The 14,724-nt window shown below is 48.2% G+C and carries 6 protein-coding genes and 1 pseudogene; 6 read left to right on the top strand and 1 reads right to left on the bottom strand.

Annotation, left to right across the window (positions count from 1 at the left end):
- Positions 1-262 precede the first annotated feature (262 nt).
- A protein-coding gene (locus MUU47_RS00465) for an IS3 family transposase (protein WP_258986167.1) occupies positions 263-1,371 on the top strand; the annotation gives its coding sequence in 2 pieces (ribosomal slippage) (positions 263-524 and positions 524-1,371; 1,110 coding nt in all).
- Positions 1,372-1,418: 47 nt separating this feature from the next.
- Positions 1,419-1,913 (top strand): annotated as a pseudogene (locus MUU47_RS00460) (integrase core domain-containing protein); the annotation flags it as partial.
- A 34-nt stretch (positions 1,914-1,947) separates the two neighbouring features.
- On the opposite strand, the gene MUU47_RS00455 reads toward MUU47_RS00460, so the two are convergent.
- The gene (locus MUU47_RS00455; protein WP_258986165.1) at positions 1,948-2,955 is read right to left on the bottom strand and encodes a DUF4917 family protein; all 1,008 of its coding nucleotides are present in this window, start codon (positions 2,953-2,955) and stop codon (positions 1,948-1,950) included.
- Between the two features lie 277 nt (positions 2,956-3,232).
- Between MUU47_RS00455 and MUU47_RS00450 the strand changes: the two genes are divergently transcribed.
- From MUU47_RS00450 to MUU47_RS00435, 4 genes are read left to right on the top strand one after another with little or no spacing between them, the layout of a single operon-like run.
- Positions 3,233-4,468 carry a DNA cytosine methyltransferase gene (locus MUU47_RS00450; RefSeq protein ID WP_258986164.1) on the top strand — a complete coding sequence of 412 codons (1,236 nt, stop codon included), beginning with the start codon at positions 3,233-3,235 and terminating at the stop codon, positions 4,466-4,468.
- Positions 4,465-7,023, top strand: a complete 2,559-nt coding sequence (locus MUU47_RS00445) for a hypothetical protein (RefSeq protein WP_258986162.1) — start codon at positions 4,465-4,467, stop codon at positions 7,021-7,023. The genes MUU47_RS00450 and MUU47_RS00445 overlap by 4 nt, the downstream gene beginning before the upstream one ends.
- 15 nt (positions 7,024-7,038) lie before the next feature.
- Complete coding sequence (locus MUU47_RS00440) at positions 7,039-9,129, top strand: hypothetical protein (protein ID WP_258986161.1); 2,091 nt, start codon at positions 7,039-7,041, stop codon at positions 9,127-9,129.
- A 19-nt stretch (positions 9,130-9,148) separates the two neighbouring features.
- Entirely contained in the window at positions 9,149-14,602 is a 5,454-nt protein-coding gene (locus tag MUU47_RS00435) for a DEAD/DEAH box helicase (protein ID WP_258986160.1), read from the top strand.
- Positions 14,603-14,724: the final 122 nt, after the last annotated feature.

The following is a 14,724-nucleotide window of genomic DNA, read 5'->3' as shown; positions in this document are numbered from 1 at the left end:
TCAGCTTGCTTAAGAATGGCCATGATCTGGCTGTCGGTAAAACGTGATTTTTTCATAGAGGTCTCCCCGGTTCAGATTACGAGAAAATTCTACTTATAAACACACCGGTTTTTCGGGGGGATTACCAAACAATAGAGCGTGGTTGAGGGGAGGCAATATCGAGCGGCCGAGCCGATAGGCAGTGACCCTGACCCAAAATCCTGCTCCATTCAGAAACAGAATTCCGGCATGATAATGACTCCCCTGAACGGAGGATGTGCCGATGAAAAAGTCACGATTCACTGAAGAGCAGATTGTTTTTGCCCTGAAGCAGGCTGAACTGGGTACGTCAGTGCCGGACGTCTGCCGCAAGCTGGGTATTTCTGATGCCACGTTCTATACGTGGCGTAAAAAATACGGCGGCATTTCGCCTTCGGAGCTGAAGCATATGCGGCAACTGGGGGAGGAAAATCTGCGGCTGAAGAAGCTGGTTGCCGATCTGAGCCTTGACAAGGCGATGCTGCAGGACGTGCTGGCAAAAAAGAGCTGACGCTGGCACGCCTGCGCGAATGGGTCAGGGATTTGCAAGCCCGCTACGGTGCCAGTGAGAGACAGGTCTGTTTTGCGCTGCGGGTCAGCCGCAGCTCGTTTCGTTATCGTTCTGTGGCCGCCGACGACAGCGCACTGCGGCTGCGCATCCGTGAGATAACCGAAACCCGGGTGCATTACGGGTACCGCCGGGTACACGTGATGCTCAGGCGGGAAGGCTGGCGCGATAATCACAAAAGAATCTACCGACTCTACTGTGAGCAGGGTCTGTCGCTGCGCCTCAAACGGCCACGCCGCAATAAATCGGCACAACGCCGCCAGCCACAGCATCAGGGTCTGTATCTGAATCACGTCTGGGGCATGGATTTTGTCTCTGATGCGTTGTTTGACGGGCGACGACTGCGCCTGCTGACGGTTATCGACCTGTACACCCGCGAATGCCTGGGGATCTGCGTGGGGCAGAATCTGCGTTCAACAGAAGTGGCAGAAATGCTGAACAGCATAGCGCTCAGACGTCCTTTACCTCAGTTGCTGAAAACCGATAATGGTTCTGAATTTGCAGGGAAAATGCTGGACAGATGGGTGTACGAAAGAGGCATCAGAATCGACTTCTCACGCCCTGGAACACCGACGGACAATACGACGGTGGAGTCCTTCAACGGCAGGTTACGGCAGGAATGTCTGAACGAGAACTGGTTCATGTCTCTGGAGGATGCACTGTGCAAAATCGAGGCCTGGCGCATACACTATAATCAGAGGCGTCCCCATTCTGCACTAGGCTGGATGACCCCGTCAGAATTTGCTGAGAAGTCTGCCAGTTGCCAGAATAAACAACCAACATGAAGCCGGTTATTCCTGATTATGACTGGATCATATTCGGGGTCAGGGTCAATTTCGTCATGGACGCACTGGCCACCGGTCGCAGGATCACGTGCCTTACCTGCGTCGATGATTTCACAAAGGAATGCCTGACGGTCACTGTTGCCTTTGGGATTTCAGGCGTTCAGGTCACGCGTATTCTGGACAGCATTGCACTGTTTCGAGGCTATCCGGCGACGATAAGAACTGACCAGGGGCCGGAGTTCACTTGCCGTGCACTGGATCAATGGGCCTTTGAGCATGGTGTTGAGTTGCGCTTAATCCAGCCGGGCAAGCCAACGCAGAACGGATTTATTGAGCGCTTTAACGGACGATTTCGCGATGAATGTCTGAATGAGCACTGGTTCAGCGATATCGTTCATGCCAGGAAAATCATTAATGACTGGCGGCAGGATTATAACGAGTGCCGCCCGCACTCCACGCTGAATTATCAGACTCCGTCTGAATTTGCGGCGGGCTGGAGAAAGGGTCATTCTGAGAATGAAGATTCCGACGTTACTAACTGAGTTGTATCTAATCCTGGGGGCAGGTCACCCCTCATCAAATCTTTGGTAGCTGATTCCAGCAGCCCGGACTTTCACTGTCAAAAAACTCTACCATAGTTTTTTGCCCCAGATTATCTTTGATTAATTGGTTAGCTCTATTGCAATACGCTTGGTCTCTTCTGAAAACAGATACCGCTACTCGCTTTATACCCGTTCCTGCCATTCGTTTTAGCAGATGTATATCATGCTCTCCCATTCCCCAGCCTAAAATCACAAGATTCTCACGCTGTTCCGCGAGAACTTCCCGGTAAACTGTTGATAAATAGAAACTGCTCTGAATCGAGTTTACTTTTTGTTCATGCGTTCCTTCGCTCACAAACAGCGGAACGACTTCCTCGCTTTGCCAACGTTTCAGAATCGACTCAAGTAAACCCGCCTTCTGAATATGAATTTTACTCTCCTGTTCGATGCGATTTCGACACAAAATGAGGCTGCCATGTGGATAAAAAACAAGAGTATTAGACTGTTCATCTCCAAGCATTCCTCTTAACCGTTGCCAATCCTGCTCAAAAAGACCTCTGGCAAGAAAGCAGTCCTTAAATCGATGATGATCTTTGATATCTAGGCCATATGTCATTGTCCAGTAGACGATCAGGTCATAGTTAAGCGAAATAACCGTGTTGAATTTTTTTAGAAACTCGTAAATATATGGCAGTTGTTCATTAATTTCATCATGCTCAGGATGCACATCTCTTACAGTCTCAATAAGGGATTCACGGATTCGAAGGTAGGCCTCATGGGTGCGGGCATCCTCAATTTCTAATGATTTATTGACGTTAGACGCCTGCCAAACAATACGCAGAATAAGTTCGAAATCTTTAGTTTTAAAAAAGTCAAAAAGTCTGCGTACATCTGCCTCTAGGCTCTCTCTTTGCGTGACATGTTCAAACAGAGATCCATATGCAAAACGAGGACTGACGGCGATGCTTGCGCCATTGCCTAGTAAAATAGTCCCATCGTATCGTAGTGCTAGCTCAGACCAAGGAAGAATGGTAAACGACATTTTTGCTATCCGCTCCGATAGTGAATTTTTTTAAATAACACACATTTTACAGCGCAAGCCTGACTGTTTGAATTTTTTCATCATCATTTCAACAGTATCACTTATTGGAGAGGTTAAATTGTCTTTTTTCAATTGGTTACTGTGTATCGTTACATCGTCAGCACATTTATCCATATAGATATTATCTTCATGATTTTATAGACTATCTAGATAAGAATATCCCTTTTAGGAAAATGATCGATGCCCCGATTCAGTAATACTATTTTATGGTCAGGTCATGAGCACTAAAGCCGTCACGAGCGACAATCATTTTACGGAACCTCACGAAGCGGGATTCAGTTTCTATGAGTTTTTTGCGGGTGGCGGTATGGCCAGGGCTGGGCTGGGAAAACAGTGGCAATGTCTGTTCGCCAACGATATGGACCCGGTAAAAGCATCGACATACATCGACAACTGGGGCGAAGAACATTTCGACATGCGCGATGTACGCGAAGTCGCCCCCGATGAACTGCCACTTCATGCCGATTTAAGTTGGGCCTCATTTCCCTGCCAGGATTTATCGCTGGCCGGGAATGGCCTGGGAATCGGAGAAAGAGATTCTAGCGCGGATGAAACCACGCGTTCCGGCGCAGTATGGCCATTCCTCGATTTAATAAGCAGGCTTAGCGAGGAAAAGCGTAAGCCGCCGATTCTTGTTCTAGAAAATGTTCTTGGGTTGCTAACGCTGAATCAAGGGAGCCATTTCGCTGCTATATGCCATCAGTTAAGTAAAACGGGCTACCGATATGGCGCAATGATCATTGATGCGAAGCACTTTGTTCCGCAGTCCAGGCCCCGCGTATTTCTTGTGGCGATTAGTCGCCATGTTTCCATTCCCGAATGTTTGGTTTCAGAAGAACCTTTGCCGCAGTGGCATTCGGCTTCGCTCCTTCGAGCCTGCGAAGCGCTGATAAAGGATGACCGCAATGACTGGATCTGGTGGTCACCAGGCAATATGCCAGACGCCAGAACGAATGAGCTAGATGATTTAATCGATTTTGAAGATGAAAATGCGCAATGGCATTCTTTCGATGAAACACAACGTCTAATCAGTATGATGGCACCCGCGAACCTGTCGCGTCTGGCGAACGCGCAGGCATCTGGCGCGACACTAACAGGCAGCCTTTATTTGCGCATGCGCAAAGAAAAAGGCGTCAACAGGCAACGGACCGAAATTACGTTTTCGTCAGTTCTGGGTTGTCTTAGAACGCCAAAAGGCGGGGCTTCTCGTCCGCGTATTATCGTTGTAAAGGGCAATCAGGTAAAAACGCGCTTGTTATCGGTCAAAGAAGCGGCGGCATTAATGGGGTTGCCGGATGATTTTATTCTTCCGGCGGCGTATCAATCGGCATTCAAAGTGATCGGCGACGGCCTAGCCGTTCCTTCCGTTCGTTTTCTGGCCGAACGTATTCTGGAGCCACTGGCTATCGCCGTCCGAACTAATACCCACCGGACGGAGGATATTCGCGAATGAATTGGACGCCGCCCGTTACGCCCGATGGCTGGGAAAGTAAACTGATTGATTATTTTCTCCGTTTTCGCGCTGATGGCGACGCGCAGGATATTCGCTGGTTTGAAGTTACGTCGGCGACGCTCGCGGCGGCATTCGCCGACAGCGGGGTTAGCGAGGATGAAGCTGAAGAAGCGTTTCGAACCTGTATGTCGAAAATACGGGATCTGCCGCAACGCCTGGAAAGCGGCATGATGGAAAAGTCGACTCGTCGAACGCCCGGATATTTTACTTATCTTATCATGACGTTACTTATCAGCAGTCAATTCGACGCACAGTACGAACGTAATGAATTTCGCCTAAAACTACAGAACTGGCTGGAGGCCACTCATAGTTTTCAAAACTTATCTGGCATCAACAAGATGTGGGAGGCATTGGCCGAATGGCTTAGGCAACGTATTCAGGAAGGCGAACCCTACAGGCGTCTTATCTTGCCGCCACGGGATGGCAGGGTCCAGATCGGTCACACCCTGCGACTGGCATTCCCAAATAAAGCCGATCTACGCCTGATGAGCGAATGTCTTGAGAGCTATCCGCAAGCCGCCGCTAACCCACGCCAGTTAATCGAATACTTTCAGATTGTTATTCAGAGACAAGGCGTTTCTCCTGCGCTGAAGGAGGCTTTCGTCGAATTCAGAGACGCGTGGTTATTGGGGCGTCGCGCACTATTCGATATGCCTTTCTGGCGCTTGCGCCAACGAGCAGCCCAGATATCGTCCTGTGTAACGACTCATCAGACTATCATTGATATGTTCATCGACTTTGACGGTTCGCGGTGCTATTTCAGCGTCGCAGGGGAGAGCGGCGAAAGCGTTTTTTATCCTACGTTATCCGAAGCGCTTATCGCCCGCGACGCCCGAAATAGCGGAAACCTGGGGAAAGCAGCGCAGGTCGGCTTACTCTTTTTTTATGAAATCGGACACGGGCGCTGGAGAGCGACATCGTCCCCTGACGTATATTCTCAACGTTTTCATATCGCTTTATCCAGTAAACACTCTGTGCAAATGAGCAAGCGCCTTAACGGATATATTACAGAAGGCGAGTGGATTTTAACGGAGCAGGCGCTGAAAAGAGTTTCAGTGATGGATATATTCCGTTCAATAAGCTCTTATTCGAGTATTCAGGATGATGACGTTACCCGCCCTCAGCTCTATGGAGGAATACGCGTCCCTGGCGGATGGCTAGGATTACCAGCATTTTTGCCTTTTGTTGAGTCAGATACGCGACGCTACAGAATATATTTATCCGGGAATGTTGATGCAGGAACAAACGTTTCTGTGATGGATGGTCGTTTGATTTCTTCTGTACCGCTTAACGGTGAACTTTTCATCGAGCCTGCCCTTGATACAGGAGAGAAAACGCCGCCGTGGCGCCGGCGCGCGCGTTTTTTCACCCGCGCCGTACCGCACCCGACTTTAGGCGAAAGCGCAAGATACCGTTTTGAGCCGCTTTGCGACTGGTCGACGTCTTCACTTAAGGTGCCGACGTTTAATTTCGAAGAACAGTTTCAGTGGGAAGATAGCGAAGAATGTTGCGATCATCTTTTGGAGGTGATTTACGCCAGCGGAGCCAGCGGCTGGGAAGAAGCTGAGTTATTCGCGCTTCTCAGGCATGTGGACGGTAATATCAACGTATGGCATTTGATTCGTTGTTTACAACATGCAGGTCTGATCGAGCCACGCCTGCGTTCTGGGTGGAAAGGTCGGGCATGGACGCTTGTTAAACCTTCTTTGCTTCATATTCGCAACGGAGAAAATTCTCTGGTGGTTGTGGAAGGTGCAGTCTGTGCCAGTCTGATGGATGATTTTCAAAAAGTGGTCGCCGGACTGGGCGGAGAAAGTTTCCGTCGTCGCGGCGTAAGTCTCTGGTCGCCCCCTATATTTGGGGCCACACTCGCTAACCCGGATGCGTTATCTCAGCGTCTGGGATGGCCGCTTATCGAAATTCCATCGTCACCAGATACAACACCTCTTTCACTGGTCACGACGGAACGCGCCGCTGAATTACACGAGTCAGTGGCGATCTGGAACTGGCGTTCAGGAAGGTTTCAGCAGCATGGTTCTGAGGATAAAGAGTCTGCCTCACTGTCACTTCATATTCATCCTGGTGGGCGGGATCACGATATTTATCGGGTTGTTTCCGGACGAAAAACAACACATTATCTTTCCAGAACTGCAGCTATTATCGCCGCTGGCGCAAAAAACCGGGAACCCGTGTTTGAACGCGTCACCAAAAATCATCTGCTATGTCTTATCAATGATTGTGGCCTTCCCGACGCACTAGCTGCGGGAATACGGCGTTATGCGCTTAGAAACGGAGGTCCGATGGGCTCCGGCTACACCTATCCTGTCGATGACGTCTCTTTCCTCTGGCTAGAGTCGCTGCTTCCGGGATGTTTCTATTCCCTCTCTCCAAACGGCGAGGGCGATGTAAGCCGCATAGTTTTCGCCAGTCGCCATTCCGGCGGAAAAATACGTCTGATATGGCGAAACGGTCAGCTAACGCTGACGCCGGGATAATAAGGAAAATTAAAGATGAGCAAAATCCCCTGGTATCTTGGTCAGTTTGATCGCAGAAATTATCAGTCTTACCTTAAAGCCATCGCACAGGAAATGCCTGATGGTTGGCGTACGATCGAGAACCCAAAGAAACTATTCCCTCGCACGGGAGAAGTTGAGTTTAACGAGGCTGATGCTTTGCCGCTTCGTAAGGGCGAATGGGCCGCTTTTCATGTTGGGCCAGGCATACGCAACAGAGCACAGGCGAAACATGCCCGCCGTATTTATCCTTATTATGATTTATCTTCCTGCCAGTCTCTGTTGGAAACGCGTCGCGAATTGAGTTTCGATGGCATAACAACAGATGGCGCACCGGGATTATGGGCTATTCGTTTTGGGGTGGATGGTCTGATTTTGGCTAATCTGGTTGAATCGAAATCAGGTTGTCTGATCCTGAACAAAAGCCAGAACGTCTATGAATATGATTTCCATGGAGGTGTCGTAATTTCTGTATCTGGCATATCTGAAATCGGAAAATCGTTTTATATGCCCGATGTCGATGCGGCACCTTCGTGTATCCATGACTGGACCCCGGATAAGCAGTACATCGAAAACGTGATTCAATTACTTTCCTGCGCTGAGTCGACGGCAGCGATCACTTCATGGTTTCGTGTGCATACAAATGAGCAAAATGGGAAATTAACTTCTGGCGTCGATGATCTTCTGGCTGCCGCTCAAACGCTCCGGGCAGGAGAGTTGGCCAAGAAACTGGAAGAAGAGGATTCGCTGACTCGTCAGTTTACCGAAGCCGTGTTGAAGGACCAGCATATCGCCCATCTTCTCGACCAACAGGTACAAAAAATCGCGGAAGAAGAGCGAGTCGCGTTGCGCGCCGAACAGTATAAGTTGCTCGATAAAGAGTTTTCTACTGAACGACTGCAACGTCGTGAAGTTATTGAAACGGAAATGTCTGTTTTTGAGAAGAAAAGAAAATGCGAGCTCGAAGAGGAGATCGCACAATTACGACAGCTCGAAGAAGAAAAACTGCAGATTGATTTTGAAAAAAAGCAAGCGGATTTAGAACGAACGCTCCAACAGGAAAAAGAGTATCTCGAAAGTGAAATTAGCCGTTTGAAAGACGCCTGCGCTGATTTATGTGCTCAGAACGAGAATCAGCATCAGATACTGTCTTCCCTGAGCAACGAGCGTGAAGTATGTTTGGCATCTTTAACCGATGTCGAAGGACGTACTGCTCAGGCAAAAATTGAACTCGAAAAGATGGATATCGCTATTGCTGAGAAGGCTCGTCGAGTGGCTTACTCAGTGATCCCCGAAGTACGCCTCCCGGCGCAAGCGAGAGTCGTATCCTGCGAAGAATTCGGTCATAGCGTTAGAGAGAACAAGTTGTTGACGCCCGACGGAAAGATACTCATGACGCAATTTCTTGCGTTGATGTTGGCTGGTGAGTGTCCGTTGCTATATGGCCCTGAAACACAAGACTTCCTTGCTATTGCCGAATCGCTAATTTCTTCAGGCCGCTCCATCCGATTGGTTGCCGATCCGACGATGATTTCCTCTGGAGATCTTTGGGTTCGCGCAGGAAATCATCTGGCGACGCCGCTTTACCAAGGTTTATTGTTGAGCGAGTCTTCTTATCCCCGAACGATCCTCGCCGTTATTGAACGTGTCGAATGTTCCGCTGCGCGTTTCTGGTTGCCAGCGCTGAAAGATCAATTGCATGGTGGTGATTTCCCTCGATGCTTTATGATTTGCGGTACCATTGAAAATGAAGATTGCGAAGAAGCGGAAAAAATGAAAGAGAAGCATATTCGTTTAAAGCTGGAAAACGTCGTCATTCAAAATGCAATTGCGTTATCTCCCCTGCATCTTTCCCCGGAAAATTATAGCGAGCTAGCTCCTGGTGCAGCACCGCTGACTGAGATTCAGGACAAACTCGCAATCGCAAATAAAATGTCATCCGGGCGTCTAAATCTTGCAAATACGCTCCAGGCGATGAGAACGGCGCATGAAGTCGGGTTGCTCGACGATGATAACAAAGTGATGCTCCAGAAAAGGTTAGTCGATTTGTACGCCTATTTACAGAATAACGAGCAGTGCGCCCAATAGCTTACAGGGGAGGGAAATCATGTTAGATCCTATTGGCGGTTTTCGCCGCATCCAAGACTTCTTCATTTCGTACATTGAAACCAACTTCCGGATTGCCGATCCTTCTGTCGCGACTGCAAGACGCAATCTTCTGAACAGTAGCGGGGAATTCGCTGCAGAACCTTACATTGAACCGGTCTTACGGTATGAATCGTCGGGTAAAATGCTTGAAGATCTTGTCGATATTGATGGCGGCCCACTGAAAAGCCTATCTCCTGAAGGGCGAAAGGCGTTCGTCGAATTGGCATTGTCCGGTCTATTCGATTCGCAACCCGCCGATGGAGCTTGGAAGCGTCGTTCAGTCCATGCGCCTTATAACCACCAGACTCAAATGCTCGAGCGCGGTCTGCGACCCGGCTGTCCCGGCATAGTGACGTCGGGCACAGGTTCGGGAAAAACGGAAAGTTTTATGCTGCCTATTCTGGCTGCATTATCAAATGAGGCTGTCAGCTGGACCAAGCCTAACGGCGGTTATCTACAAAACCGATGGTGGAATGGTGCAGAAAAGAACTGGGTTTCTCGTCGCGAAGGAGAAAAACGCCCGGCGGGGGTCAGGGCTCTGGTGCTTTATCCGATGAACGCTCTTGTTGAAGATCAAATGGCGCGTTTGCGTAAAACACTGGATTCCGATTACGCACGAAAGGTTATGGGGGAACACTTCAACGAAAACCGGATCTTCTTTGGGCAATACACCAGTGCCACGCCGGTTACCGGCTACGCCAACCATCCTCGGCTTTCCAGCGTCAGTTCAGAAAAAAGCCGTCGCGTCCGCAATATTGAAAAATTACGTAAGGCGTTGAACAGAATTGATAGCGATCAGAAAGCCGCGCGCGCATTCGACGAAAAAGAAAATCCTTCTGAAAAGACACGGTACATATTCCCTTCTACAGACGGCGGGGAGATGGTTTCTCGCTGGGATATGCAGGCAAGCCCGCCTGATGTTCTCGTCACCAACGCCTCAATGCTTGGAGCAATGCTTTCGCGCGAAGTCGAAGACGATATTTTTATCGTTACGCGCGACTGGCTGATGAACAATGACGACGCGTACTTCTATCTGGTATTCGACGAATTGCACTTAATGCGCGGTTCCGCTGGCACGGAAACTGCGATGTTGATTAAGTCATTGATTATTAAGCTTGGATTGGACAACCCGAAACATCGCTACAAATTGCGTTTACTGGCATCTTCCGCATCGCTGCCGATGGATGGCGTGAATGGAGAGCAATCTCGGAAATACCTTAGGGATCTCTTTGCACCCTTTGGCACTTGTCGCGATGCATTGGATCCCGGCAGCGATAAGCCGGATTTCTGGCGTGACTGTGTTATTCAGGGAAAGCCTTTTATCCCGTTGAAGCCAGAAGGAAAAATCTCCTTACAGCCTTTTGCCGCATTAATGCGCGCTGCCCTTGCAGAACAGGGTAATGTAGTCCGCAATCTGAATATGACGGACGCTCTGCATCAGGCGTTACTCGATGTCTTCCTTGCTCTTGGCGTAAAAGAGCAAAATATCATGCATGGCATAAAACAAGCTGCAGAAACCGCCGCCGCACTATTGACGAACGCCTGTATTGAAAAAGATGGCGAAATGCCGCGTGCGATGCCTCCAGGGCTTATTATCGATAAAATCTTTTTAAAGGAAGATTCGGGTAAGCCGGATGAGTCGGAATTGGCATTACGTGGATTAATGCTGGTGCGTGCGCTACCGGAGTCCGGGATTAATTGCGAGAAGCCAGCGAATGCTACGCCAGCCTTTCGCGTTCATACATTCGTCAGAAATATTGAGGGTTTCTTTGCTTCCGTATCTCCGGGAGAAAAAAAGGCGAAATTCGCCGATTTTTGCTTGGAGCGAGGCCTGTCGCATGCACCATCAACATCAGGCGGACAACGTGGTCGCCGTTTGTTCGAGATGCTGTATTGTGAAGCATGCGGCGACTTGTTGCTGGGCGGTCAGAAGGGACAAAATGAAGGCTCGACGGTAGAACTACTGCCATCAGCGACCAATCTGGAAAATCTTCCGGAACGGCCCGGCGCTGAATATTACGATGATATGTCGCTGGATGAGTTTGCGGTTTTCTGGCCTGTCGATAAAGTTGATGAAAAACCAGTATGCAGCGAAAAAGGTTGGGATGTATGGGAAAAGGCGGTGCTTAACCCCATTACCGGAATTGTGACTGTTGGACAAGACGCATCGGCGACGAATATGGATTTGATTCGAGGATATCTTTATTTCCAGAGACCTACCCCGAGTAAAAAAGGCGAACCATCGATAAAACCTTCCGCACAGCCTTTTTGTTGCCCGAACTGCGGTATTGATTATTCCAGTCGACCTGCCAGCAATCGTTCCAGAACCCCCATTCGCGCATTTCGTACTGGTGTGACTAAGTCATCCCAGCTCGTGGCGACAGAGTTATTTGAGTTGCTGCATGCGATCGGTGCAGAAGCCAAGAGCATTGTTTTTTCCGATAGCCGACAGGATGCGGCATCTATGGCGCTGGAAATCGAACGATTGCATTTGCGTGATCTGCGCAGGGAAATTTTGGTCGCAGCCGCCAGAGAGATGATCCGAGAGGCCGAAAGCGGGTATATTTCTGAAGATATTATTGATGAAAAAATGGATTTAGCCTTACAAGTTAAAGACATGAATGAGTATCTTCGATTACATGAACTTAAACAAAGCCAAGCGGGCATTGCTGACCTATGCAAGTACAGGCGGGTAAAAATCGATAAATTGCTAGAACCAGAAGGTGATTCCATCGGAAAAGTATCCTCTGAACTGGCCGGGCTGGGAATATCGCCTTACAAATATCGCCCAAGTACTGATGGGGATGGCAGTGACATCTGGTATACCAATTTTGTAAAAGATAAAAATGTCGTTAAATATCATGAAAAACTTTCTTTATCAGCTCGATTAGATCTTAAAAAGAAGATATTTGATACTCAGTCTGAATTAGTTGATGATGTCATTTTTGCAAATACTTTCTTCGCGTTGGAAGAGACGGGGTTAGCGTATCCATGCATTTCAGATAAAGAGGATGCGACCGAGCTCGATGCTTGGTTAAGAGTATTTGCTGGCGTTTATCGCGTCAAAGAAAATAAATATTTTGATCCCGAACATGCTATTGAATGGAATGAAGGAAAAAACGTTACCAAAGAAAAGATAAAGTTTATAGCTAAAGCGGTATTTGGCGAAGATAATTATCTGGATAATTTGACGCAAATCTTAAGTAAGTTTTCTACCCGAGAACATTCAGGTGGTTTATTCAATATCGGTAAATTATATCTCAAGGTAGCCAAACCAGGCGATCCTTATTGGCAATGCACCAACTGTGAGCGGATCCACTTACACTTAGGATTTAAGCGTTGTACTCGTTGCGCGAAACTGCTTGATACCAAACCCAAAGATGTCGTTGAAAAGTTATGGGAAGACAATTTTCTTGGCAAACGTATAGTGCGAGGCGAACGGGATGGAGTTAAACGCTTCCGGTTGAACGTCGAAGAGTTGACGGGACAAACGGATGATTTCTCGGATAGATTACGAAAATTCAAAGGGATTTTCGTTGATGAGATGAGCGAGCTTGAAAAACTAGATGCTGAAATCGATATGCTTGCCGTCACCACGACGATGGAAGTCGGGATTGATATTGGTTCACTTCAGTCAGTATATCAGGCCAACATGCCGCCCCAGCGATTTAATTACCAACAGCGAGTCGGTCGCGCGGGACGACGTGGCCAGGCGTTTTCTTTTGTGATCACATTCTGTCGTGGGCGAACTCACGATGCCTATTACTTTGCTCATCCGCATGCGATCACCGGCGATCCTCCGCCTCCGCCCTTCCTTGCAGTCGATCATGATGCAATTCCACAAAGACTTTTGCGGAAAATCTGGCTTAAGAGCGCGTTTAACGATATACGTGAAGAATGCCAAAAAAACAAAACGATATATCCTGGAGATAAGCTCGTTCCGCCAGATGTACATGGTGAGTATATTTCAACACATGATTACTATCATGATAATGAAGCTGACTGGGCCAAATTTTTGTATCGCGCGCTGGAAGCGAATCAGAACATACGAGAACGCTTTATTGAAGCAGCAACATTTGACCCTGATCAGCGCCGACGTCTTTACTCCACAATTAATACCGAAAAAATAATTGAAGAAATCGAAAAACTAAGACCTCATGCGCCTGACGACAATACGGGACTTGCTCGTTTTCTGGCCGAGCGAGGTCTGTTGCCGATGTATGGAATGCCGACTCGAGTACGAAATCTTTATCTGGGATTGCGCAAAACAAAAGGGGCAAATGGTCAGACGGAATACGAATGGTCAACAATGGATCGCGATCTTGATCTTGCGGTTTTTGAGTATGCCCCCGGCTCGGTATTGATCAAGGATAAAAAGAAGCACCAAGTGATAGGTTTTACCGGTAACTACCGAGAACCAGTAGTCCGAGACAACCGTGTTTCAGACCTCTCAACGGTATGTTCTTGGAAAGAATCGAGTCACTATGTTGCAATTTGCCAGTCATGTGGTTCCGCTAAACTTGAAAAAGATCAGCCGGCTAACAACATTAATTGTGAGGATTGCGACACGCCTATCGGCCCAGATGAATTCGAAATTTATATCACGCCTGCCGCTTTCCGTACGGATTTTGAACCAAAAGATGAAATGGACTGCTTTACTCGTATGTCGTTAAAAACTACGGCAACCGTATTGCATAAAGATATTCCGGAAGATTGCGGTTCTTTTAACGTTCGACGTGGTGGCGTCACTATTTTGCGTCTTAACGATGGGCCGGTAAATGGGGACAAGGAAGGTGAAAGATTTACCGTTAATCTAGCTACGGACCAAAAGGCTCCGATTCCTTTGTCTACCTACTCCTTACCAATTAAAGGGCACCAAGCGATTGATTCAAACTGGGCTGGATTACGCAATAACTTTAGATGGCGGTGTACTGGAGAGGAGCATAACTTTGGACTTGTATCAAGCAAAGAGACTGAGTCGCTCCACCTGGAATTAATGCATTTTGATGATCGCCTTAATCTGAATATGATCTCCAGATACGGTGAATTCATGAATTTGCCTACGCGCGCGGCGGCTATCAGCGCAACCCAGATATTGACGCATAAGGCCGCGCTCTATCTGGATGTTTCACCAGATGAATTCGAAACGCTTGAACCTCGACTCCATCATGAGAAACCTATATTGCAAATCGCAGACGCATTGATTAACGGTTCAGGATTATGCAGACGACTTGCCGAGCCAGCCGTCGTTGGGGGCCCGCCCTTGATAGTCACATTATTGCATGAAATTCTGGAAGATAAGTGCGTCTGGCCAATGGTAGATTTTCTTAAGAAGGATCATCCCGCTCAGTGTCAAACTGCCTGTTACAAGTGCATACAGCGCTACGGTAACCGCCGTTATCACGGTTTGTAGTGGTCAACAAAAACTGGCCACCACTTTAGAGTTTTTCCAGTATCGATTTTCCGATTCGTTGGGGGGTAACCCGCCGTTATATTCATGCGGCCTGAGCGCGCTGTAATACCCAACGATATAAT

It is taken from the genome of Scandinavium hiltneri (assembly GCF_024764835.1).
Classification (GTDB): Bacteria; Pseudomonadota; Gammaproteobacteria; order Enterobacterales; family Enterobacteriaceae; genus Scandinavium; species Scandinavium hiltneri.
The sequence above is the reverse complement of the archived record's forward strand: the minus strand, read 5'-3'. Positions and strand labels throughout refer to the sequence as shown.